Here is a 24,729-nt window from a genome sequence, read left to right on the forward strand (position 1 = left end):
TGAAAACCCTCGGAGCCGACAACATCGCCAAGACCACCCGGGCGATCCGCGACGAACCCCAACGAGCACTCCCCATCCTGGGCATCACCAACGAACCGGTCACCTAAGGAACTTGATCAAGCCCTGCAAGACCACCGACCCGTACCTGGCCGGGTGGCGCCTGCGGGTCATACCCAGTTTGGGCCACATCCCGGTGTCGATGATCAGTAACGGTGCGGTCGACCGCTGTGTGTACGGGTGGATCGCGGACGAGTGCGGGCGCTCCACCGTCAAGAACAGCCTGGCAGTCCTGGTGCGGGTGATGGAGCAGGCCGTGCGGGACGGCATCATCGCGCGCAACCCCGCCCGCATCGTGGGCTGGCAGTCGGCCTACAAGCAGGCCGAGGACGAACTCGACGACCCCCGCACCCTGGCTTTGCCCAACTGGGCCGCGCTCACTGCCCTGGCCTCGGCGCTGGTGGCACGCTCTCACGGGAACTTCGCCGGATGGGGCAACGTGGTGATCTTCATGGCCTGCACCGCCGCTCGCATCGGCGAGGCATCCGGCGTGCGGGTCAAGGACATCGACCCGGTCAACTGGATCTGGACCGTGCGCCGCCAGACCACCCCTTCCCCCGGCGGCCTCGCCGACAAGGGCACCAAGGGCAAAGCGGCCCGCCGCGTCCCGCTCATCGAGGAAGTGCGGCCCTTGATCGCACAACGCTTGCTGGCCGTCGGCCCCGACCCCGGCGCCCGGCTGTTCACCGGCCCGCGCGGCGGACGCATCACCACCGCCGTCCTGCGCGACGCCACTCACTGGGACGCGGTCGTCAGCTCCCTGGGCCACGAAAAGCTGCGCCGCCACAGCCTGCGTCACACGGGGCTGACGTGGATGGCCGACGCGGGGGTGCCGTTGCATGTCCTGCGGCTCATCGCCGGCCACGGCTCGCTGCTCACCACCCAGCGCTACCTGCACCCGGACCTTCGAGCCATCGTCGCCGCCGGACGATCGCTCAGCGCCCATCTGGCCGGAGCCCCCGGGCCCTCGGACCCGCTCGCCGCGACCCTGCGGGTCTTGTAGAAACCGGACAATGCAGGAGTAACCATTCGCGATCATGGTCCCCAAGCAAACAGGGCCTGATCAGGGATTTCTTCCTCAGCACCGTCCCCAGCTGGTCCCCAAGCATCTGACGGGCTGTCACTTCGACGCCTAGTCAGAGCAACGCAAAAGGCCCGCTGACCTGGGATTTCTCCCAGTCAGCGGGCCTTTCAGCACCGTCGGGACGACAGGATTTGAACCTGCGACCCCTTGACCCCCAGTTCTGTCAAGGCATTCTCTCGGTAAACAGGATAAAAGCGTCAGCACTTCGCGCTGTGGCGCGTCAGTTGTTCCGAGTCGCGCATGCCGCGTGGTCCCCAACTAGTCCCCAGGGGAATGGTCCTAGTGTCATGCCACAAGATCCCCCCAGTGTGAGCGGCTTGTCAGGAATTCACAAGACGTCGAAAATGCGGAGGGCGGAGGCTGGAAATGGAGGAAGGGATCCGGGGCCTCCTCCGCGATTGGCCGGCGCAGTGTCCCCAACGATCTGCGACAGGGTCCGCAGGCCGTCGGGCGCCCTTTGGTAGTACAAGGGCCGGGCGACATCGCTGCCCCCTCCGCCGCATGACTCAGACCGGGACAACATCCCGACCCGCTGCTTTAGCGAGCGTGCGGGCCCGGTTGCAAGCGCGGCCACATGACGATCTTGGTTGCTCCGAAAGCACGATCCCGCCGCTACATGAGCCGCGGATTCCTCGCCAAGACCCACCACCCGATCGAATCACAAACCGACAAGACCACGCTGCCCACCGAACTCACCGCATAGCCTCACGACAAGATCACCGAATGGCCGTCGCTACACCAGTCCAGCGGACGTGACCGAGCCCCCGGTCGGCGGCGATCCACGCGAGGTCCGTCTCACCAAGCTTGGTGAGAACGATGGCGGCGCCCTGGTAGGTCATGGCCATGAACCCGCGTCTTGTCGCGATCGTGGCCTTCGTATGCCTGAGTCGCGATAAGTAGGTCGCCAAGGGTGACATCTAGGGACTCGGCTAGAGCAGTGATAACCGGGAGCCGGGCAGGGGGCCACCGGGGGTCGCTGCAGGCGGACCTTGCCAAATGCCAACGCTCGCGCCGGTCGCCTGGCCAGCCGGATTTCCGGCCCCGCCACCGTCGTCCTGAAAGGTCGAAAGGGCGGGTGAGCCGCGGTCTGCTGGTGTGGCCGCTCGGATCGGGTGCGGCGCTCACTATTCCGCAGGCCACTCATACACCGTGGAGGCTACTCCCGTGTGCCGGACGCCCTTGAGTCTGACCTCCGTCGGCAACTCGATCTCGAACCGATTCACCGGGTCCGGGACGAGGCGAAGGGTCGGGGTGCCCGTGCCCCTCTCCAGGTGTGAGGCGATCACCAGGACGTAGTTGTCCCCTTCAGACATGGCTCGCCTGAACTCCGCTCGGGTAAGAGAAAGTTCGAACGGGACCGCACCGCCGTGCGCCTTGATCTCGAAGAAGCGCCCGGTCGAGTCGAGGGCGTCGGCCCCGAAGCCCGAGACGCCGCGCTGGTCCTCTAGGTCGATGCCCTGCATCCGCAGGATGCGCCCTAGCGCCCGCAGAACCAGTCGCTCCTTGTCAGGGTCCCGGTAGCCCACGAGAGCGGACTGCTCCCGAGGTGGGCTACCGCCGGGCCGGGAGAGGGGAAGGGATGACGGCTGCGGACTGATCCCGCCGGTACGCAAATATCCTGAAAGAGAAGTATCGCTCGCGGACGGTAGTGAAGGTCCATTCGTGGTGACCGTGCGAGGGTCGCCGTCGAAGGTAGCTTCACTGACGAGGCGGCGCACAGATGACGGCGGGGCTGGCTGTGGCGAGGGCGGCGGTGTGCTCGGCAGGGTGGTCAACGACGGAGCGGAAGGGGTTCGCGGTGCTGGCACACCGCTCGGGGTCCACGGGGGTGTCTGACGTGAGGCTGGGGCAGTCGGTGCGGGCCGCGCGGCCGGGCTCGCTTGCTCCCTTTGGTGCAGATGTTCGTCGAGCCGCCGGCGGTCCTCTTGGTCCTGCTGGCCGCTGGACGTGAGTGCAGTCTCGACGGCGGTGTCCACTAGACGCTCCTCCCAGACGTCTCGCCAACGGTGACCGACTCGGTGCCGTTGCCCGGGGAAGAGGGAGGCGATCGCCATCCCCGCGCCCACCTTGGTCCGCAGTGCCTCGGCGGATCGGAGGAAGACGGCGCCCTGCTCGCGAGTGATCTGCGCGTCGATAGGGAACTCGATCGGTTCATGCGGTCCGTCCGGTTCCAGACGGATTCGCAGATGGGGATGGAGCCGTACTTCCAGGCTCGCCAGCCAGTTCCAATCGGTGAAGGACTCTGCCAGCTCGGGCTCGTCCCGTACGAGAAGGTCTTGGAGCGCGACGACCGCGCGGCGGAAGTCGTCGGTGAGGGTGCTGTCCGGTACCGGTTCGTGAGCATCGACGACGTGTGCACCGAGGACGTCCAGCGGGGTGACCTTGAGTAGTCCGAACAGTGAGGCGAACTGCTGGACGTCGCCTCCAGGCGTCCAGAGTGGCAGCCGCTCCGCGAGGGCGCGTTCGACGCCCGGATGATCCACGGCGTACACAGGCTTGGTGCGCGTCCACCCGGCTGTTGTCCACAGGGGGAGCGGGCGCAGCTTGTTGCGCGTGGCGAGCGGGACCTGTCCCTCGGTAGAAGCGAGCCAGTCCCGTAGGCAGCGCAGGGCGTTGAGCATCACCTGCTGATCCCGGGGTGCGGGAGCGTTGTCCTGCCGGGCGATCTCTTTCAGTACGTCGGCCAGGTCGTCGGCATCGGGTTCGCCGATACCGAGGAGTTGCCACAGGGGTTCGAGGCCAGGCTCGGTGAACGTGAAGGGGCGGAATCCGCGCAGAACGGCGGTACCGCTGAAGCACTCGTCCGAGGTTTTCCAGCCCTGGTCGGTCAGGACAAGCTCCTCCCCCATGAAGGCGTAGCGGATGTTCTTCTCCACCTCGGACCGCGGGGTCTCACCCGAGCGGTCGGCGAGACGTCGGGCGAGGGCCCGGTACACGAGCAGCGTCTCCGCCCGCAGGCCGTCGCCGATCTCGTCGCCTTCGCCTGTGCGCTCCCGCAGTTCGCGGAGCCGGTTCGCGAGCCGTGTAACGTCGGGATCACCGGAAACGCCGAGGAGCTTCAGGACGTCGGTACGGGTGGCCAGGGCCTGCTGAATGTCTCCCTGAAGGTAGCCGGGGTCGTCGTGACCGTAGATGGCCATGGCATCAGGCGTCCGTAGCTGAAGCGTGGCTGGGGGCCGCAGAACACCGGTGGCGTCCTCGAGCCAGGCCGTATCCCGCAGCTGCCAGACCCACAGGGCCGACGTCTCGCCCCGGACGAACCACTTGCGGTCCGCCCGGGCCATCGGCACCCGTGCATGGTCGGAACTCGTCAGTGGGCCCGCGAGCGTGCGCAGCAGTGCTGCCGTGCGCCGCCGACGCTCATCCACGCTTTCCTCGGCCACGATGTCGGCCACCACGGCGCGGAGATCGGGGCTGACAAGGTCGTCCAGCGTGTGGGTCGCTCCGTTCTCGGCCATCGCCTTCCGGCGGTCTGGGAGGTTCCACATGCACTGACGTGCCAGACCGGTCCGGGGGTCCGCCGCGTACTGCTTGAAGTACCCGGGATCGAACCGGTCACGCGGGACGGGTGGCAGGCGAGGCGCGTCCGCGACGCCGAGGAGCCGGAGAAAGGCCGTTCTGCTCAGACCGTTGCCCTGTGCGGTGGACAGGAGCGATCGCGCGTAGGAGCGGTGCACCCAGACGAGCCCCAAGCTCTTGCGGGCAGCGACGGCGAACCGGTCACGGTCGGCGCTCTCCAGCGCCGCCGGAAGATAGGCGGCGGCCGGATCCACCCTGCGGTGCTCTTCCTCGCCCTGGTCGTTGAACGTGAAACCGTTCAGCCGGACGGCCCGCCCGATCTTGGGTCCGAGGATGTTCCGGGCCTTCTTCGGCAGGTCGCCGAGGGCGCTTTGGAGGGAGATGAGGCGGGCGATCTCCTGTGGTTCGTCGGTGTCGGGCAGTCGTCCGCCCGACTCGCCGAGCCGGGCCACGATCCCAAGGACGCTTGAGATGTCGTCCCGCCGGATCAGCGATCCTCGACGCCGTAGCCAGTCCAGCATCCTCTTCGCGGCAGGTTCCTCGGCCCAGAAGGCGGGGTGCAGATCGTGCACGACGCCCAGGTGGTCCAGGGGTCCGGTCACGCTGCCCGGCCCTTCGGCGTACGCGTGCCTGCGGTCAGACGGATTCAGCGAACGTCTCTCGGCTGTAACGAGACACGGCCATTGCGCCAGCGTGAACTCCTGGCCGGTTTCGAGGACGACCGCGGCGAGCCGGATGGTTCGCTCGACCTCGCGGTCCTCGTCGCCGAAGAGGACGAGCGCGTCCGCGACCCGCACTTCGGGGCGCAGCTCGGCCGCCCCCGCCGCGCGCCAGTCCGCGAGGACGCGACGCCAGCGGCCGGCCCGGTCGCGGGCGGCGTAAGGAAAGGCGTAGGGGGCGCCGGACAGGCGAGTGACCTCGGTGTCGTCGATCACACCGGTCAGGGCGCTCTCTTCGACCGCGAACTCGGCCAGCGGCGCTGGGGGGCCGTCGTCGGACGCCGGCAGGACGAGGCTCACGGCGAGCGACTGCCGGGCGCGGGCCTGGAGCGTCGACCTGATCACGTCCTGCAGGTGGTGTGGCGGCGTAGCTCCGCCTGTCGGCGGGAGGGGGACGAGGTGCCAGGCGGCCGGATCCACGTGTCCGAGTACGTCACGGACGGCAGCCTCCCACAGGTCGGCGACCAGCGGCACGAGCTGCTGGTTCAGGCGGCTGCTCGCGAAGCCCTCTCGGCTGGCCACGGGGTCGAACTGAGTGTGGACGCGGGCGGCCATGTGGAGCGGTGCGACAGGCAGGCCGGCGTGGACGCTACCGTCGCCATCGACTCGCAGCGGGAGCGCCACTGCCACGGGAACCTCGTCCCCGAGGGCCTTGTGGTGACGTCTCCATTCAGGGTGCGGCGTGACCTGTGCTTCGTACACGCGCCAGACTGTTCCCTCGCTCGTCGTGGCGTGCCGCACGACCACACTGGTGTCCGTGCCGCCGACCTCCACCCTCGTGTGTGCGGCTTCCTCCCAGGACAGCCGCAGTACGGTGCTGTGTTCACCGCCTGTCACCTCGATGTGTTCGAGATGGCGCAGGAAGAGCAGGGAAGCGTCGCTCCAGCTCTCGAACCAGGCGAAGAGCTGTTCCGCAGGCAACTGTCCAGGTTCCAGGGGGATCCGGAAGACCGTCCACCCTGGCCCGGCGATCTCCTCCGGCAACTCGGGCCGAGCAACGGGTTCCAGAGTGAGACCGGCGTACCGCAGGTGGAAGGGGTGGCAGTGGACCTCCCAGGCCGGGGCCAGAGCCCTGAGCGTCGAAAGACCGATGCCGAAGCGACCGGTGCTCTGGGCGTCAGTAGTCTTGCCGGTGAGCCAGGGCATTCCCAGCAGCAGAATGTCGCGGAGGCGGACAGGGACACCATCGTGGGCGACCAGCAGGGCCTCGGGGCTCCACCAGAAGCGCAGTCGCCCGGCACCTGCGTCGTTGGCGTTCTGTACGAACTCGGAGAGCACCTGCAGGGAGTCGGAGGATAGCGATTCGGCACCCTGCTGCGCGCCCGCCGCCATGCTGCGAAAGACGCCCAACCCTCCGCGCAGTCCTTGGTCGAGGAGACGCACTGCGTCGGCGGCCTGCTCAACTCCTGAGACCTCCAACTCCGGGTCTGCATGCGGATTCTCCAGCAGCCTCCGTACCGCCGACGTGAGCTCTTCACTGTCCACGCTGGTATCTCTCCCCTTCGGTGCTGTGTTACGGACCGCAAGCTTCGCGGGTGCCGAGGCACCCACGATCACCAACCATCGTGATCAAGCCAGTCTCCGAGTGCCCGAACGAGGCGATGCAGCCCGCACCGTTATCTGCTTCCAAGCCTCGCTGTCCAGGTGGGAAGGCCAAGCTCACCTCAACGTGGTCCGTCGAAGTGGCGGAAACCTCGTGGCTGCCCGTGCCGACTGTCAGCGCCTGCTGCTAATGGGCATCTCCTTGACGGATCTACACGGGCCCGGCACGACGCGAGGCGACCAGAAGAGGGAACGTTCTGAGGCGGAAATGTGCACATCGGTTCGCCCGGCCCAGGACCGACGCAGTCGGCAAGAGGTGCCAACTCGACTACTGCAGCCCGCAGAGCCGCGGGGCGACGCTGCAGAAGAACCCAGCGCATACCAGGCAATCAGGAACCAGCGGGGGCCGGGTGGAGTACGTTGATGAGTTCTAACGAGCTCGCGCATAGTTGGCGGTGGGGTGTCGAGGACCTCGGTGGGTGGACGTCCTGCCTGTTGGGTCGAGGGGGAAGTCCGTGGTCTGGTGATGGGACAGCAGGGCGACGACGGCTCACGTTCGCGTGGCGGCCGGCTCGTTATCCGCGCTGCAGGTCGTCGCCGCGAGGTCCTCGGGCCCCTAGTCCACGGACTAGGGGCCCGAGGACCTCGCGGGGAACGCTCTTGAACCCACCATCGTCCGGCCCTCTGCTAGGACACCGCGCGCGCCAGGGGACCCGGGCTTCTCTCCTGCAGTATCACGCAGCACCAGTCCAGGACGTCTCAAATCTCGCAAAGCAGATCATTTGTTCGATATCGCATCTGCTGTGGGACCCAGGCTGATCAACCGCCAGCCTCGTCCCCGCCGAGACGCGCGAGGCGTTGGCGCGGAACAGTCGAACCAGGCCGGCCCACCGATGAAAGCTCGCAATGTTGGGGACCCCCAGCCGACGAATGGAGGACCAACGAGGCTCCTGTGCACGTGGGTTGAGACCTCGAACACCCCCCTCAACGGCGCGGGAGCCCTGTGCGTTGCGGGTCCTGCCGCCTTCGCATGACAGCCCCGAACAATTGTGGGGACTCCACCACGTTCAAGGTCGCGCCCAGCCCCGGTAGGTCCGACCGGCCCGCTTGACGAGGTGGTCCCCAGTTGGTCCGCGGACCCGACGGGTATTCCATCCCGCGCTCAACACCAGCCACGGAGCTACTCCCGCCGCTGCCGCGGTGCGAAACCACCAGGTCACCAAGCCACGAGCGTTTCGAGCAGCCGTCCGACGCCCGCCCCGGGCAAGCTGCCGTCTACACGCGGATACCGCCCTTGCGCCGAACCTCGGCTCAGACGGCGGGCGTTCGCCATACTCTGGCGGCATGGCGAACCGTGACGGCGTCCGTATCGACCTCGACAGCATTTTCCATGAACTGGAGGCCAATGGCTTCGATGAGGTTCGGGTGGAGTTCGCTCCGGATGACGGTGGCGGTGCGGCGGCGGTTGTCGATGTGGTGCGTCAGGCGGTAGGCACGGCCAATGATGTAGCCAATCAGGTGGCGCCGGACTCCATCTGGGGGTCCTTGCTGACAGCAAGCCTCGCGGGTTTCTCTGTGAGGCTGGGGTCGATGGAGAGTGAGGAGGCGCTGGATGCCTGGCTGGCGGCCTTCCGCGGCCGGGTGCGGGCGGGCGGGCTGTCGGGTGAGCTGCGGGCCACGAAGACCGTCCGTCTGCCGGCCTGGGATTCGCCTGATCCGATGATGACGGCATACATCGCGCTGGGTGCATTGTCCGCGCTGGACCGTGCCGGTATGTCGGGCTGGGCCGAGCGGGCGGTGCGCTGGGCGGCCGAGGCCGGAGGGGACGCCTACGTCGGCAGTTGCGGGATGAGTCAGCTCGACGCCACCAGCGAGGTAGCGGTGCACCTGGCGTCCATGCTGCACGTGGCTTCCTCCGGTGCGGTGCTGTACACGGACGCGCTCGCATCGCGGGCGGCAATGGCTGAGATCGGCTCGGACGGCCAGGCGATGTACCAGACCCATGACGCGTCCGCGCCCCTGGCGGCTCAGGCAGACCGGGCCCGCGCGGCGATCCTCGCCGAAGCGGAGTACGCGCACTACGCCTTCGTGGCGCCGACGCCGCGCCAGGCATACCTCTGGGATGCACGCGGCCGGGCCCTGCCGCCGCTGAGGGAAGAGATCCCGGCCTACGCACTGCGCATGCATGCGGACCTGTGGAACCGGTTCGTCCCCGACGCCCACTGCATGCAATTGCTCACCGACGAACACCTGGCCCAGGTCTCGGATCTCTCCCGGTGGACGGTGACGCACGTCACTGCCGGACGCACACTCGTCGAAGCACCGGATCTGGCCGAGTGGCTCCGCCCCGGCGGACCCTCGCCCTCGATCGTTGACCAGGCACGTGCCGACTTCGGCCGGGCTCTGGTGCCCGCCGACGATGTCCGATAACCGTTGGTCTCCGTACCGAACCATGACTTCCGCTGGTTGACCGTCTCCTCGGCACGCTGACAGACTTTCGAGTCTCGAACAATTGTGTGCGTAGTTCCTGGGGGGACTTGTGGCGCCCGTTCGTCGTTTAGTGAGCCTGCTCGCGACCACGGTGGCGGGAGCACTCTTAGCCACTTCGGGTCCCACGGGAACGGTGGCGTACGCGGATTCGCCACCGACGCCCACCGCAACGCGGGCGTCGACTTCTGCCCCCGCCACCTCGACGCCGAAGCCCTCAACACCCGGGGCGGCCTCGCCGACACCCTTCGCAGCGCAACCTCCAACAGCGTTGCCGACGACCCTACCGGCACGGGCGGCGACGACGCATCCGGCGACCACGAAGCCTTCGGCAGCCTCGCTTCAACTCCCGTCGGTGACCTACGCGAGCCCCACCGCGACGACGTCCTCGCCGCACGTCGTCACCGGCTCCCCGTCGCCCCATGTCCAGCCCAACGCCGATCCGCCTTGCCCGCCGAACAGCGATGATGCCTCGGTCCCGGATCCGGGCGGCAGTCGGTGCGTGGCCGGGACCCTGATGTCCACCCGGGGGAAACTAGGCTACGCATGGAGTCCGGCCACCAAGAGCTACACATCAGTACCCTGCGTCCGCGACCCGCGCGCACTGGTCCCGAACGCCGTCTACAAGAAGCCGGACTGCAAGCCGTTGCGTTTGCAGGGCGAGAACATCGCGCAGACGCGCGTCATCGCCCAGCTGAACGCGGCCGGAGTCTACGGCGACAGGTCGACGACGGGCATCACACCCAACATTCAGTGGGAGACGGTGATTCCCACCAGCGGTGGGCGGCCGGACCTTGTCCTGTACGACCACACCAGCACGACGGGTGTCGTCGGGCTGGTGGAGATGAAGGGTAACTGGAGCAGCCAGAACCCGGTGACCGAAGTTGCTGACTACGTCAGAGACTGGCCGCGCGCCGGCCACACCGTCGTCCCCTACCACTTCACGAAGCCCATCAGTGACAACTTCGAGGTCCAGTTGGATCCGGCGTGCAAGTGGGATCCGGCACAGCACTCCGCCTGGCTCTTCCACACCTACAGTGACCCGGCCAACGACGGCGTCATCCGCATCTCCAGGACGTTCCGGGAGTGCCCCGAGCGCCAGAAGCAAAGCGACGAGGACGAGAAGAAGCAGACCTATCAGGGGACCATCGGCGCCGACGCCGACCACAACGGCGTCGATGACTTCTGGGACTACATCCGGAAGCACCCGGAGCTATGGTTCCTGACCGGACCCGTGTGCGTTCCCGCGTTCCACGCGCTGCCCAAGCCGGTCCTCGTGTCGCTGAACCGGGACGCCATCATGGCGATCGAGGAGGCCGCGGAGGACGCCGCCACGGACGCCATCGACGCGGAATGGGCAGCACTCGTGGACAGCATGCCCGAGGTGGTGGCCGAAGCCTCGGCCGACATCCTGGCCGGTGATGCGGCAGCCCTGGGGTTGGACGCCGCGGAGCTGGCACTGGCGGAAGCGGCGCTCGACGCCGGATTCATCACCCTGAGCGCCGCGTTCCTGGTCCCGGTCATCGCGGCGGCGGTGCTCGTCGCGATCTGGGCGGTGATGCACTGGCACCTGTTCGGTGACCCGCACATGACGACCCTCGACGGGCTGGCCTACGATCTGCAGGACGCCGGAGAGTTCGAGGTGGTCCACGTTCCCAGTCTGGATCTGGATGTCCAGGCCAGGTTCCTGCCCCTGGGCGGATCCAGGACGTTCACCGTCGTGGACTCGGTGGCATTCTCGATCAACGGATCGTTCGTCGAGCTGCACCAGAGCGGTGATGCCTTCGTGAACGGCGTGCAGATCCCGGCCTCGCAGAAGCTGACGGACTTCGGCCAGGGCGCGGCGCTGGTCCGCAGCGGCAACAGGTTCGTGGCGACCTTCGGCGCGGCCAAGGCCCGGCTGGCGTTCAGTGACAGCAGCCTCGGTTTCGACATCGCCCCCGGTGTGCCGATGACCGGCCTGCTTGGCAACAACGACGGCATTCCGGGCAACGACCTGGTGTTGTCCGATGGCACCCCGGTCTCCTCACCCGCCGCTTCCGTGCTGGACGGTCCCTACGCGAACTCCTGGCGGCTGACGGACAACCAGTCCGACTTCACCTACGCCGATGGCAAGACCACAGCGTCCTACACAGATCTGACGTTCCCGTCGAACGTAGTGACCCTCGGCGACTTCGCGCAGTCCGACCAGGACCTCGCCCGCCAGGCGTGCAACGCCCAGGCGGTGCCCGCGGGTCCGCAGTTCGACGCCTGCATGCTCGATGTCGCCCAGACCGGCGACGCGAACTACGCCAAGGCTGCCGCGTCGGTCACCGACGTGCTCCAGGACTCGGCCGCGCACACGGTCGACGCCGGCGGCACCGTGACAGAGAACTTCGAAGCCGCGGTCGGCCCCAACTTCCGTCCCGACAGTATCGAGTCTATCGGCGGCACCAAGGCGGCCGGACCCGTGTTCGACGGCAGCGGGTACAGCTTCACCGTCCCGTCGCTGCCGAACCACTCCGGCGCCACGGTCGCGTTCGACGTCTACGCGGTCGGAATCACCAGCACCAATGCCCAGAACCAGACGCTGACGGTGAAGGTCGGCGACCCCGCGACCTCATCGGTAGTCGCGTTCACACCGACGACGGCGAGTGTGTCGTCGGGGCCTGCGACGATCAGCGCGCTGGGCCAGGGACAGACCGCCCAGGGAACGGCCTACCAGCGGTATCGGATCACCATGCCGACTCCGCAGTACAGCGACCAGCTGCGAGTGCAACTGACACTCTCGGGCTTCCGAGGCATCATCGGCACCAGCCTCGCCGTCGACAGCATCTCGGTGGGTGTCAGCCTCGTGCCGGCTCAGACGTTCTCCGCCGCGCTACCGCTGTCGGTCTCCTCCGGGACCGTCAACGGCACCGCCGTGGCGGGGGCCGGAACGCTGGAGAACACCGGATCCGCGGATGTGTACTCGTTCACCGTCCCGACCGGTGGCGAGCGCCTGAACCTCAACCTGGGCTCGTGCCCGGCCGCAGGCCAGTCGGCCGGCGTCCGCTGGACCCTTCAGACGTCTGCGGGCCGCACCGCCGCGTCAGGATATTGCGATGCGGCCGGACTCGGCCTCCTGGCGGCGGGGCAGTACACGCTGACCGTCCGCGGTCCGGGCGTCGTGGGGTCCTATTCGCTCAACCTGGAGGCCCCGCAGTCGTTCGCGGCGACGGTGCCGCTGTCGGTGACGGCCAACACCTTGAACGGAACCGCCACCACCGGAGCCGGCATGTTCGAGGACGGTGCTTCACAGGACGTCTACGCGTTCTCCGTCCCGGCAGGTGGCCTGCCGCTCGCGCTCAGCATGAGGTCGTGCCCGGTATCGGACAACTACTCCCCGAGCGCCTGGACCCTGCGCGACGCCGCGACGCAGTCCGTGGTCCGTTCCGGCTATGGCGGTTGCTCGTACGCGGACTTCGGCACCCTTCCGGCCGGCTCCTACCAACTGAGCGTCGTGGCCAATGGCGCGCCCGGTCCGTACACGCTCGACCTCCTGTCACCGCAGTCGTTCGCGGCGACCCTCCCGCTGTCGACGAGCGCGAACACGATGAACGGGGTCTCCGTACCTGGCGCAAGCACGTTCGAGACCGGCGCCTCCCAGGACGTCTACACGTTCACGGTGCCGGTTGACGGCCAGCCGCTGAACCTCGATGTCTCGGCGTGCCCGACGGCGAACTACTCGACGCCGCTGCACTGGAAACTGCTCAGCACGGCAACCGGCACAGTACTGGCCAACGGCGGCTGCTCGTACGTGAACCTGGGCCCGCTGGCGGTTGGCGGATACCAACTGGTGGTCAGCGCCGGCGGTGTGGCCGGCGGGTACGCGCTGAACCTTGAGGCGCCGCAGTCGTTCGCGGCGGCCTTCCCGCTGGCCGTGTCACCGGACTGGCTGGGCGGCGCGGCGGCACCAGGCGCGGGCCGGTTCGAGACGATGGCGTCGCAGGACGTCTACACACTCACCGCGCCGTCCGACGGCTCGCCGGTGCTGCTGAATATCGCCTCGTGCCCCACCGTGAGCTACAGCACCTCGCTGACCTGGCGGCTCCTCGACAGCTCCGGAGCCGCGATAACCCACGGGCGGTGCGGCGCCTCAAGCCTCGGCGTCCTATCGGCCGGCAACTACCGGCTGGCCGTCGACTCGGGCGGCCTCGCTGGGACCTACAGCCTGTTCGCCACAGCCGGAGGCGGGGGGACGCCGGCGGCGACCCTGGACGGCACACCGGACGTGGTGACCACGACCGTCGCGGCCCAGTCGGTGGCCATCGGGTTCGTGAACCCGACGAGCCAGACCGTGGCGGTGACCGGTTCCTCCACGCTCACCTCCGGCGACTGCAACTACTCCTCGCTGACCTACTATCTGTACGACCACACCGGCGCGGAGGTGACACACGGCGGCCTCCAGTGCGGCAGCGCGGGGATGCTCTACTCGCCGGCTCTGCCCGCCGGGTCATACACGGTGCTCATCGTCCCGCCCGCGCCGGTGACGGGGAAGCTGGGCGTGCAGATCTTCGGAGCGTCCACGTCGGCGGTGACAGCGACGCTGGACGGCAAGCCCGCGTCCGTGACGACCACTGCCGCCTCCCAGTCGGTGATGGTCAGCATCAACAATCCGACCAGCCGGGCGGTGACGATCACCGGCTCCTCGGCGATCGCCACGGGTGACTGCAACTACAACTCGGTGAAGTTCTACCTGTACGACCACTCGGGTACCCAGGTGAAGAGCGGGAGCCTGAGCTGCGACACGTCCGGCGTGCTGTACTCGCCGACGCTGGCAGCGGGGTCCTACACGATGCTGATCGCCCCGCCGGGGCCCGTGACGGGCACCTACGGCGTCCAGTTCTTCGGCGCCGGCGCGTCGATGGCGACCCCCGACCTGGACGGCACTCCCGCGTCGGTGACGACGACCGCCGCCGCGCAGTCGGTCGCGTTCGGGTTCACCGTTCCGGCGGACCAAGCGGTGACGATCACCGGTTCGTCCGTGATCACCGGCGACTGCCACTACTCGTCGGTGAAGTTCTACCTCTACGACCACTCCGGCGCAGAGCTGAACAACGCAAGCCTCAGCTGCGGCACCTCCGGGGCGCTGTTCGGCAGAGCCCTGGAAGCCGGGTCCTACATGGTGCTCGCGATTCCTCCGGGTCCGGTGACCGGCACCTACGGCGTCCAGGTCTTCGGCGCGAACATCCCGGCCGTAGCCACGTTGGACGGCACCCCGAAGGCAGCGACCACCACACATGCCTCGCAGTCGGCTGCGGTCCGGTTCACCGTCCCGAGCAGCCAGGCGGTGACGATCACCGGCTCGTCCGTGATCACCGGCGACTGCGCCTACTCGTCGGTGAAGTTCTACCTCTACGACAGTTCCGGTACCCAGGTGAAGAACCAGAGCGTCAGCTGCAGCACAACAAACGTTTTGTTCGGTGCGACGCTGGCGGCGGGGTCCTACACGGTCCTCGCGGTTCCTCCGGGTCCGGTGACGGGCACCTACGCAGTCCAGGTTTTCGGGGCGACGGCACCGGTGACAGCCGCATTGGACGGCACACCGAAGGCCGTGACCACCACCACAGCCTCGAGGTCGGTGGGGATCGGGTTCACCGTTCCGGCAAGCCAGGCCGTGACGATCACGGGCTTCTCCACGATAGCCACAGGCGACTGCGCCTACTCATCGGTCAGGTACTACCTCTACGACAACACGGGCACCCAGCTGAACAACGGGAGCCTCAGCTGCGGGAGCGCGGGCGTTCTGTACTCTCCGACGCTCGCCGCCGGCGCGTACACCATGGTGATTGTGCCGCCGAGCGCGCAGACCGGTACCTTCGGCGTCCAGGTCTTCGGCGTCGGCGCCGCGAATGCGACGGCGGCCCTGAATGGCACGCCCGCATCCTCCACCACCACGACCGCCTCGCGATCCGTGGCGATCGCCTTCACGGTCCCGGCCAGTGAAGCCGTCACAATCACCGGCTCGTCGGCGATCACCGGTGGCGACTGCGGGTATACGTCCGTGCACTACTACCTGTACAACCACTCCGGTGAGCAGCTGAAGAACATCAGCCTCAACTGCGGCAGCGCGGGCTCGCTCTTCACCGCGACCCTCCCTGCAGGGTCCTATACGGTGCTGATCGTCCCGCCCGGCCCGGTGACCGGGAAGTACAGCGCTCAGGTCTTCGCGGCGGGTACGTCTTCCGCCACAGCCACGATGAACGGTGCGCAGACGACCGCGAAGACGACCATCGCCGCGCAGGCCGTGTCGATCGGCTTCACGAACTCCACCGCGCAGAACGTGGCGCTGACGGGCTCCTCGACGATCACCGGCGGCACCTGCGGCTACACGTCCGTGTACTTCTACCTCTACGACCACACAGGTACCCAACTCAAGAGCGGAAGCCTCAGCTGCGGAAGCAGCGGATCGCTGTACACGATGCCGGCGTTGCCCACGGGGTCCTACACGGTGCTGATCGTGCCGACCGGCCTGGTGTACGGCACGCTCGGATTGCGGGTGGCGAAAGCCTGACCCGGCGTTGCTGATCGGGTCGGGTCCGCCGTCAGGGGTGGGTCCGGCCCGATTTTTCGTCGGTGCGCCGCAGAATACTGGCTTCGCCAGGACGACAGAATTGTCCTGCACCCCTTGACGCCTTGCCAAGGGATCTCCGCAGGTCAGGAGGCCAGCAGGGGACCTGGTGGTCGCCTGGTGGTCGCAGGCTATTTCTTGCGACCGCGCGAAGACCGATCATCGAAGGGAACTCTGTTCGACTCAATCGTTGGAAGCGATCGTCATGCGCTCCACCGTCCACCAAGGCCGCGTCTACCGGCGGTGCGGCTGCCGCGATCAGAACCGCAGGCAACTCGGGGTCCACTGCCCCCAGCTCACCACCGACCCCGATCACGGCTCCTGGACCTTCGCCGTCGACCTTCCCTCCCCCACCGAAGCCAGCCAGCCCGGCGACCACACGAGCCCCACCCGACATCGGGACACCGTGCGCCGCGGCGGCTTCCCCACCCAGGACACCGCAAGCGCCGCCCTGCATCGGATTCTTGACGGCGCGCAGGGCGGCTTCGACGCCGACCCCAACCAGACTCTCGCGGTCTATCTCACCGTCTGGCTCAAGGACAAGGAACTCACCCTCAAGCCCACCACCTACGCCCGCTACCGCGACTACACCCGGCACGACCTCATCCCGGCATTCGGCGACGTCCGCCTCGACGACCTCGGTTACCAGCACATCGCCGCCTTCGTCCACACCCAACTCGCGTCCGGCCGCGGCAAGGTCACCATCCATCGGTGCCTCGCGACCCTCTCCAGCGCTCTGGGCGAAGCCGTCCGCCAGCAGCGCCTCACCCACAACCCGGCCCGGCCCACGCTCATCCCCCGCCCGCCCGCCGCGGAACGCACCATCTGGACCGTCCCCCAGGCCATCCGCTTCCTGGACTTCTGCCGCCACGCCGACCCACTCATGGCCGACCTCGTCGAAGTCCTCATCGGCACCGGCATCCGCAAAGGCGAAGCCCTGGGGCTGCACTGGGACGACGTACACCCGTCCCAAGACGTCCTCTACATCCGCTACACGCTCTCCGCCATCGACAACAACCAACTCGTCCTCACCACACCCAAGACCCGCACCAGCAACACCTGGGTCGCCATCTCCCCACGGGTCGCCGGCGCTCTCCAACGCCGCGCCCAGGACAAAGCACCATCAACGGGGAACGAGTTCCGTGGCGGCCTGGTCTTCCGCCAACCAGACGGCCGGCCCCTGCACCCCGAGTACGTCCTCAACCACTTCCACGACCTCAGCCGCCAAGCCCATGTCCCCCGCACCACCCTCCACGACCTACGCCACCTCGCCGCAACGATCTCCATCACCGCCGGCGTCCCGCTCGCCGTCGTGTCCAAAACCCTGCGCCACTCCACGCTCTCCACCACGGCGAACATCTACAGCCATCTCACCGCACAGGCCGCTCACGACGCCGTCGACAGCATCGACCACACCCTCACCGAAAGCGACCGCACCACCAACCGGAACCGCCGTGCCCCCCGGCCGCGACCACAAACCGACCACAGCCCCCGGGCCCACAACCGGATGAGCATCGTGAAGACCGCACTGCCCAGGACCGATTGAACTCACGGGCTGCGGGCCGGTCGAAGGGGCACGCCGCACTGCGACCACCATGCGACCACCGGACCCCGAAACGCGGAAAAGGCCGCCTCCGCATTTCTGCGAAAACGGCCTCCGACCTGCGAAAACGCTGGTCGGGACGACAGGATTTGAACCTGCGACCCCTTGACCCCCAGTCAAGTGCGCTACCAAGCTGCGCCACGTCCCGGTGCTCGGTCGTTCTGGGGTTGTTTCCCCGGGCTGACCGCGCATGAGAACAATACCGCACTTGGGGCGGTGTCTGCTCACGCCTTTGGGTCGGTGGGGCGATCTTGGTGGGGAGGGGGGTGGGGGGAAGTTTGAGTAGGTGTACTCATGTGGCGTGGGCCACAGTTGTTCAGGCTGGGGGCATGACGAATCCGATTCAGCAGCAGACGACGGCGGCGTACTTCGCGCAGGCGGCCATTTCGTTCGGGATCGCGCTGGGGAGCATGGGGCTGGGGGTGGCGTACCTGCCGGTCGGGGCTTGGGTGCGGGCGTTTCTGGGGGTGGGGCTGATGTATTTGGTGACCTCGGCGTTCACGCTGGCCAAGTGTGTGCGGGACCGGCAGGAGGTGGGGCAGGTGGTCAGCCGGGTGGATCAGGCGCGGCTGGACAAGCTGCTCGCGGAGCATGATCCGTTCCGGGTGGACGGTGTCTGAGGCCGGGCCGCCGCGGGCGGGCGGGCGTTTCCGGGGTGGGGGCCGGGGCAGACGCCCGTCCGACGAGGGAGGTCGGGCGTGGATGCTTCGATACGGCGGGCCAGGACTGCGGGCCGGGCCGCGGCAGGCGGTAGTGCGGTCGAGTGGGCGGCACGGTGGGGGATCGCCACGCGCGGCGTGATCTACGTACTGATCGGCGCGCTGGCGATCCAGGTCGCCTTGGGTGGGAACGGGAAGCAGGCCGACCGCGGCGGCGCCGTCGAGCAGATCGCCGGGCAGCCGTTCGGCAAGGTCATGGTGTGGGTGGTCGGGCTCGGGCTGGTGGGCATGGCGCTGTGGCGGCTGTCCGAGGCGCTCTTCGGGGCCGCCGGGCCCGACGGGCACAAGACGTCGAAGCGGCTCGCCTCGGGCGGGCGCTTCGTGTTCTACGGGCTGGCCGCGTATTCGGTGATCGCTTTCGCGCTGGCGAGGACCGCCTCCGAGGGCGCAAGCCAGGGCGGATCGAGCGACCGGCAGTCGAAGGACTGGACGGCGAAGGTGCTGGACCTGCCCCTGGGCCAGTGGCTGGTGGGCATCGCCGGGGTGGCGCTCGCCGCGGCCGGTCTGTGGATCGTGGTCCGGGCCTGGCAGCGGAAGTTCCGTAAGCATCTGAAGGTCGGCGAGATGTCCCGGCGGACGCGTCAGGTGGTCGAGTTCCTGGGGGTCGCCGGCGGGGTCTGCCGGGGCGTCGTCTTCGCGACGGCCGGCGGGTTCGCCGTGGCGGCGGCCGTGAAGTACGACCCGGACCAGGCCAAGGGGCTCGACGACACGCTGCGGTCCTTCCGGGAGACGCCGGCCGGGCCCTGGCTCCTGGTGGCCATCGCGGTGGGGCTCGCCCTCTTCGGCGCGTTCTCGTTCGCCATGGCGCGGTGGCGCAAGCTCTGACGAATGTCCTAGAGATATCGGACAGGCGTCCGGCCGATCTCCGATCGGCCTTCGCAGGTCTCTGAACTGCTGTGATCTGTATTCGGCCCCTGGCTGCGACCCGGTGCGGGCTTCCGCACCGGGTCGCTTCTGCGTTCGCCGCCTGACCAAGGTGTACCTCTCGTGGCTGACGACCGTCAGTCTCAAGAGGGGGGTTCCAACCCTTCTCGCGGGCGATCCGTTGGCGGTTCGCGGCCGCCAGGATGGGCAGGAAGAGCCCGATACCCAGGGCGTCACCCAGGGAAGGACCCCGCCGCATGGCCACCAAGAAGCCCGTCGTCCTCGGACTCGCCGTCGGCGGCCTCGGCCTCCTCGTGGCGGCGGCGCTCACCATGCCGCAGGTTGTGGACTGGTACCAGGGGCGCCACCTGGCGGAGGCCGAGTACTCCTCGGGCAGCGAGGCCAAGAAGTCCCGGGACTCGGTTCCGCGCTGGCTGCCGGACGAGGCGACGGCCGTGAAGTACCGGATGTCGACCACGGGCGGCGACCGGCTGCTGAAGGCGACGCTCGCCGACGGGAAGCTGCCGGCGGGCTGCAAGCAAGGCGCGGGCAGCGGGCGGGCGCACCTCAGGGCCGACTGGTTCCCGAAGGGCACGGACAAGGAGGGGACCGCGGCGTGCGGGGCCTACAACGTGGTGCTCAAGGGCACCGATCTGTATGCCTGGCAGGACCACGCCGATTGGGTGAAGGCGAACCAGGCGGGCACCGACGCGCCGTAATCAGACCGTATAGGGCGGAGACTTTCTGTTTGCGTCGGTATGTTCCGGGCCATGCGGCCGCTGCCGGGACGGCTGCAACACCCGAGGCGTTCCCGACGAGACGCGCACTGGCCGTGGGTCGGGTGAGCTGGACTTCGCCGGTGGCAGCAATGACGAGGACGACGGCGGACTACTGATGCCCGGCACCATCACCTGCACCAACACCTGCCCGGCCCTCCCACCGTGGATGCGGGGGCGGCGGCGGTGACGATGACGGTGGCGGAGACACCTGCTCAGGGTGTTTCCCGTGGGGCCGGGACCGGCGTACCTCCCGGCTCCGTCAGCACCTTCGGATCGGGTGCGCCAGGCGGAGCGGGCGCGACCGGCGGCTCCGGGGCGGGCGGGCGGACGTCGTCGCCGGTCTGCGGGCCGGCCGGGTCCGCGGGCCGGGCTCGCGTGCGGTTCGCGCGGCGGACGGCGTCGTCGGCGCTGTTCTGGGCGCCGAGCGAGCCGAAGTAGAAGCCTGCGACGGTGGCGAGCACCGTCATCAGCGACGTGACGATGGTCTTGCGCAGGTCGCCGGAGTCGCCGCCCGAGGAGAGCATCGCGACCGCCAGGGCGAAGCTGACGAGGGCGAGGATCAGTACGGCGATGATGCTGCGGGTCAGACCGCGCACCCCGCGCGGTTCGCGCAGGTCGCGCAGCAGTTCACGGACGTCGCTGCTCGTGGCCGCCTGGCCAATCAGCTCGTCGGTGAGCTGCTGGCGCCACGCGGTGGCCCGGCGGACGTCGATGATCAGGGGCAGCACCGCGATCACGGCGATGATGATGACGACCACCGCGATGAGAACGAAGGCCCATGGCCCCTTGAGGCCCGGAATCGGTTCGGCGGCAACAAATCCCACGCCCGTAAGTCCGTTCATCCGCATACCCGTTGCCCCTATACCCACCGTGACCGATCCAGTACCCCTGGTTCCCGGTGGGGGATGATCCCAGCGGCCGACATCAATCGTCAAGCACCGCATGGGAGTTGGTGCTCGGGGGCTGGCCTGGACCGGGCCGGTATGGACGGGACTGGTGCGCGGCGAAGTACGCGGCCAGGGCGGCGTCGAGCGGCGGGACGGTGCGCGGGGTGCCGCCGTCGCGGAGCGAGGCGGTGGCCTGGGCTCCGGCGGCGACCGCCATACGGGCCGCGACGGGTGAGGTGTCGGTGGGTCCGCCGTCGCGCGCGAAGCGCAGGAATTCGTCGATGAGGAGCGGGTCGGCGCCGCCGTGGAAGGCGTCGTCCTGGAGATCCGGGACGGGGTGGACGGCGTCGGCCTCCGGGCGGTGCCCGGAGCGGCGCGCGTTCCAGACCTTGACCACCGCTCCGGGCCCGTCGCCGAAGTTCTCCAGACGGCCGGCATCGCCGATGACGGTGTAGTTGCGCCAGTAGTCGGGGGTGAAGTGGCACTGCTGGTAGGCGGCGAGGACGCCGTTGTCGAGGCGCAGATTGACGAGCGAGACGTCCTCGACGTCGATCACGGGGTTGAGATCCCGCTGGGAGCGCGGCGGCCAGTTGTCGTCGTCGAGCCAGCCGGCGGCCTTGGGCTCGCCAGGGGCGCGGCGGTCGGCGTCCGGCGCGCCGTAGACCATGAGGTCGCCGAGCGCCTGGACCTGGCGGGTGTACCCGCCGGCGAGCCAGTGCAGGACGTCGAGGTCGTGCGCGGCCTTCTGCAGCAGCAGACCGGTGGTGTACCGGCGCTCGGCGTGCCAGTCCTTGAAGTAGAAGTCGCCGCCGTGACCGACGAAGTGCCGTACCCAGACGGTCTTGACCTCGCCGATGTCCCCGCGGGTGATGAGGTCGCGCATGAGCCGGACGACGGGCATGTGCCGCATGTTGTGGCCGACATAGAGACGGGTGCCGGTCTCGTACGCCGTGCGCAGGATCGCGTCGCAGCGCTCGACGGTGATGTCCAGCGGCTTCTCGACGAGGACGGGCTTGCCGGCGCGCAGCGCCTCGCAGGCGAGGTCGGCGTGGGTGTGGTCGGGCGTGAGGACGAGGACCGCGTCGATGTCGGCGGAGCCGAGGATCGCACGGTAGTCGTCGGTCACGGCCGCGCCCGGGAAGCGGGTTGCCGCCTCGGCGCGGACGGCGGGGTCGAGGTCGGCGACGGCGATGACGCGCGCTCCCGCCCCGGGCCGGTGCGCGGTTTCGGCGAGGCTGCCGCGCAGGCCCAGTCCGATGACGCCGATGCGGAGGTCGTCGTCCGGCCGCTGGGGCAGCGTAGGAGCGTTTGCGGGATGCGGGGCGCCGGCGCCCGGGGCGCTTGCAGGATGCATGGCGGGAGCCGGGGCGTTCGCGGGATGCGCGCCGCAGGCCGGACCGCCCGGCGGCTGGGAACTGGTCATGGGCGGTCCCTTCGGAAGGCGCCCCGCGCGAGCCGGGCAGGAACGGGAGCGACGGGAGGAGCGAGAACGGAAGGACAGACGAAGGACAGACCCACTTTCCGACCGCGATCCGCAGTCGGTGAATAGGGTTGGCCTCAACCTAGTAACCGCTTACTATCTCGGTCAACACCTCACCTCGGAGCTGATGTGACCTTGCCCCCGTTCCTCACGCTGCCCCCCACCGACCGCGTGCGTTCACCTCGCACCGGCTGGACCCGCGCGCACTGGGAGGCGGTGGCGGACCGGATGCTCGACGGGCTGGTGCCGTACGCCTCCCCCGGCTTCGCGCAGTACCGGCTGCCCGGCCGCAACAGCTGGTCGGGGGTGGTGTCCGACGGGCTGGAGGGCTATGCGCGCTCCTTCCTGCTGGCCGCGTTCCGGATCGCGGGGGCCGGCGGGGAGGTGGATACGCGGCTCATCGAGCGGTACGCCGCCGGGCTCACGGCCGGTACCGATCCGGACAGCGGTGAGACCTGGCCCGCGCTGACCGACTGCTCGCAGCAGATGGTCGAGGCGGCGTCGGTGGCGATCGCGCTGCACGAGACGCGGCCGTGGATATGGGACCGGCTCGACGAACGGGTCCAGGCGCGGGTCGTCGACTGGTTCTCCGGTTTCGTCGGGCGCCGCACCCACGACAACAACTGGCGGCTCTTCCAGGTGGTGTCCGAGCAGTTCCTGGCTTCCGTCGGCGCGCCGTTCAGCCAGTCCGACATCGACGGCGGGCTGGACCGTATCGAGGACTGGTACGTCGGCGACGGCTGGTACAGCGACGGGGACGGCCGCAACTTCGACTACTACATCGGCTGGGCGATGCATCTGTACCCACTGCTGTGGGCGCGGATCGCGGGTGAACCGGACGGCGGGCGCGCCAAGGTCTACAAGGAACGGCTGTCCCAGTTCCTGGCGACCTACCCGCACTTCTTCAGCGGCGACGGCGCCCCGGTCCACCAGGGACGTTCGCTGACGTACCGATTCGCCTCCGTCGCCCCGGTGTGGATGGGGGCGCTCACCGACGCGACCCCGCTGGAGCCGGGGGTGACGCGGCGGCTCGCCTCCGGGGTGCTGCGGCACTTCGTGGAGCGCGGGGTGCCCGACGAGCGCGGGCTGCTGTCGCTCGGCTGGCACGAGCCGTTCCTTCCCAGCACGCAGGGGTACTCGGGCCCCGGGTCCCCGTACTGGGCGAGCAAGGGCTTCCTAGGACTGCTGCTGCCCGCCGACCACCCCGTGTGGACCGAGCGGGAGCTCGCGCTCCCGGTCGAGGAGGCCGACCAGTACACGGCGCTGCCCGCACCCGGCTGGCTGCTGCACGGCACGAAGCACGACGGGATCGTCCGGCTGGTCAACCACGGCAGCGACCACTACGGCTTCGAACCGTCCGGCGGCGCGGACGACCCGCACTACGCCCAGCTCGGCTACACCACGCACACCGCGCCGAACGCCGCCCCGCACGCCTGGCGGCACCGTGTCGACAGCCACCTCGCGCTGGTCTCCCCCGACGGCACGCCCTCCCACCGGGGACGGATCCACCCGCTGACGGCGGCGGGCCGGACCGCGTCCTCCTGGCACACCGTCACTTTCCCGGCGGGCGACGGCGCCCCGGCCGACGGCGGGTCCGGAACCGGGTCCGGAACCGGTTCTGCCGCCCACGATCCCGGAACGGACCCGGGTACCGCGGAGTACCGGATCGAGACGACGAGCGTTCTGCACGGGCCGTGGGAAGTGCGCGTGCACCGCGTCGAAGCCCCGGCCGGGGTGACGGTCCGGGAGGGCGGTTACGCGGTCGCGGGGACCGAGCCGCCACGGGGCGAGAGCGGCCGGGGGTGGGCGTGTGCCCGTACCGCGGACGGCCTCTCCAGCGCGCTGGTCGGTCTGTACGGCTGGGACGAGGACGGCGACGGGTCCGCCGCGGTGCACCGTGAGGTGGAGGCGAACGCGTTCGGCCCGCACTCGGCCGCCCCGTGCCTGAGCTCCCGACCGCACCCCGGCGGGAGCAGCGTCCACGTCACCCTCGTCGCGCTGTCGGGCGACACGGTCCATCCGCGGGCGCTGCGCGAAGCGGTCGCCGTGACCGTCCTCGAGGGTGACGGCGGCGACGGCGTACGTGTCTCGTTCCCCGACGGAACGGCGCTCACGGTCTGACCCGCCATCCACCCCACCCCGTCCATCCCACCCCGTCCGGCTCGGCCGCCCGGCCCGCCGATTTCACCATCGGGTTCCGCTGCCGCCGACCGAGGGGGCAGGCTGGCCCTGTGCCCTCGGTTCGGCGGTCGGCGGTCGGCGGTCGGCGGTCGGCGGTCGGCGGTCGGCGGGGGCCATGCCGGTCGGCGCGGGGGTCCATGCCCCGGGTCGTGCATGTCCGTTGTCATTGATGTCGATAATGTCGAAGTCCGGTGTCGTCCAGGTGAGGAGCAACTC

The 24,729-nt window shown here is 68.8% G+C and carries 12 protein-coding genes and 1 tRNA gene; 9 read left to right on the top strand and 4 right to left on the bottom strand.

The window, feature by feature from the left end:
- The first annotated feature begins 112 nt into the window (after positions 1-112).
- Together O3W51_RS28470 and O3W51_RS28475 are read left to right on the top strand one after the other, a co-directional pair.
- Entirely contained in the window at positions 113-1,060 is a 948-nt protein-coding gene (locus O3W51_RS28470) for a tyrosine-type recombinase/integrase (RefSeq protein WP_269287675.1), read from the top strand.
- A gap of 655 nt (positions 1,061-1,715) precedes the next feature.
- Positions 1,716-1,844 carry a hypothetical protein gene (locus tag O3W51_RS28475; protein WP_269287676.1) on the top strand — a complete coding sequence of 43 codons (129 nt, stop codon included), beginning with the start codon at positions 1,716-1,718 and terminating at the stop codon, positions 1,842-1,844.
- Between the two features lie 421 nt (positions 1,845-2,265).
- Here O3W51_RS28475 and O3W51_RS28480 read toward each other — a convergent pair whose 3' ends face one another.
- Positions 2,266-6,864: a sacsin N-terminal ATP-binding-like domain-containing protein gene (locus tag O3W51_RS28480; protein WP_269287678.1), complete on the bottom strand. Its 4,599-nt coding sequence runs from the start codon at positions 6,862-6,864 to the stop codon at positions 2,266-2,268.
- Between the two features lie 1,401 nt (positions 6,865-8,265).
- On the opposite strand from O3W51_RS28480, the gene O3W51_RS28485 reads away from it, so the two are divergent.
- The 3 genes from O3W51_RS28485 (at position 8,266) to O3W51_RS28495 (ending at position 17,546) form a co-directional block, all read left to right on the top strand.
- Positions 8,266-9,351 carry a hypothetical protein gene (locus O3W51_RS28485; protein ID WP_269287680.1) on the top strand — a complete coding sequence of 362 codons (1,086 nt, stop codon included), beginning with the start codon at positions 8,266-8,268 and terminating at the stop codon, positions 9,349-9,351.
- Positions 9,352-9,763: 412 nt separating this feature from the next.
- On the top strand, positions 9,764-15,943 hold the full coding sequence (locus O3W51_RS28490; protein ID WP_269287681.1) for a VWD domain-containing protein: 6,180 nt from the start codon (positions 9,764-9,766) through the stop codon (positions 15,941-15,943).
- A gap of 247 nt (positions 15,944-16,190) precedes the next feature.
- Complete coding sequence (locus tag O3W51_RS28495) at positions 16,191-17,546, top strand: tyrosine-type recombinase/integrase (protein ID WP_269287682.1); 1,356 nt, start codon at positions 16,191-16,193, stop codon at positions 17,544-17,546.
- A 128-nt stretch (positions 17,547-17,674) separates the two neighbouring features.
- Here O3W51_RS28495 and O3W51_RS28500 read toward each other — a convergent pair.
- A tRNA-Pro gene (locus tag O3W51_RS28500) sits at positions 17,675-17,751 on the bottom strand.
- Positions 17,752-17,932: 181 nt separating this feature from the next.
- Here O3W51_RS28500 and O3W51_RS28505 point away from each other — a divergent pair.
- The 3 genes from O3W51_RS28505 to O3W51_RS28515 all read left to right on the top strand — a co-directional run bounded on the left by O3W51_RS28505 (position 17,933) and on the right by O3W51_RS28515 (position 19,905).
- On the top strand, positions 17,933-18,223 hold the full coding sequence (locus O3W51_RS28505; RefSeq protein WP_138358286.1) for a YiaA/YiaB family inner membrane protein: 291 nt from the start codon (positions 17,933-17,935) through the stop codon (positions 18,221-18,223).
- A gap of 78 nt (positions 18,224-18,301) precedes the next feature.
- Entirely contained in the window at positions 18,302-19,147 is an 846-nt protein-coding gene (locus O3W51_RS28510; RefSeq protein WP_187145073.1) for a DUF1206 domain-containing protein, read from the top strand.
- A gap of 296 nt (positions 19,148-19,443) precedes the next feature.
- Positions 19,444-19,905 carry a hypothetical protein gene (locus O3W51_RS28515; RefSeq protein WP_138358284.1) on the top strand — a complete coding sequence of 154 codons (462 nt, stop codon included), beginning with the start codon at positions 19,444-19,446 and terminating at the stop codon, positions 19,903-19,905.
- Positions 19,906-20,177: 272 nt separating this feature from the next.
- Here the strand turns inward: O3W51_RS28515 and O3W51_RS28520 are convergent, their stop codons facing one another.
- Both O3W51_RS28520 and O3W51_RS28525 read right to left on the bottom strand, forming a co-directional pair.
- A complete protein-coding gene (locus tag O3W51_RS28520) occupies positions 20,178-20,789 on the bottom strand; it encodes a hypothetical protein (RefSeq protein WP_138358282.1) in 612 nt (203 codons plus the stop codon).
- Between the two features lie 100 nt (positions 20,790-20,889).
- Positions 20,890-22,275 (bottom strand): Gfo/Idh/MocA family protein, encoded by a 1,386-nt coding sequence (locus O3W51_RS28525; protein WP_269287684.1) that lies wholly within the window; start codon positions 22,273-22,275, stop codon positions 20,890-20,892.
- Between the two features lie 186 nt (positions 22,276-22,461).
- Between O3W51_RS28525 and O3W51_RS28530 the strand changes: the two genes are divergently transcribed.
- On the top strand, positions 22,462-24,453 hold the full coding sequence (locus O3W51_RS28530) for a DUF2264 domain-containing protein (protein ID WP_138358280.1): 1,992 nt from the start codon (positions 22,462-22,464) through the stop codon (positions 24,451-24,453).
- Positions 24,454-24,729 lie beyond the last annotated feature (276 nt).

Origin of the sequence: Streptomyces sp. H39-C1 (assembly GCF_027158125.1) — a bacterium.
GTDB classification, from domain to species: Bacteria; Actinomycetota; Actinomycetes; order Streptomycetales; family Streptomycetaceae; genus Actinacidiphila; species Actinacidiphila fildesensis.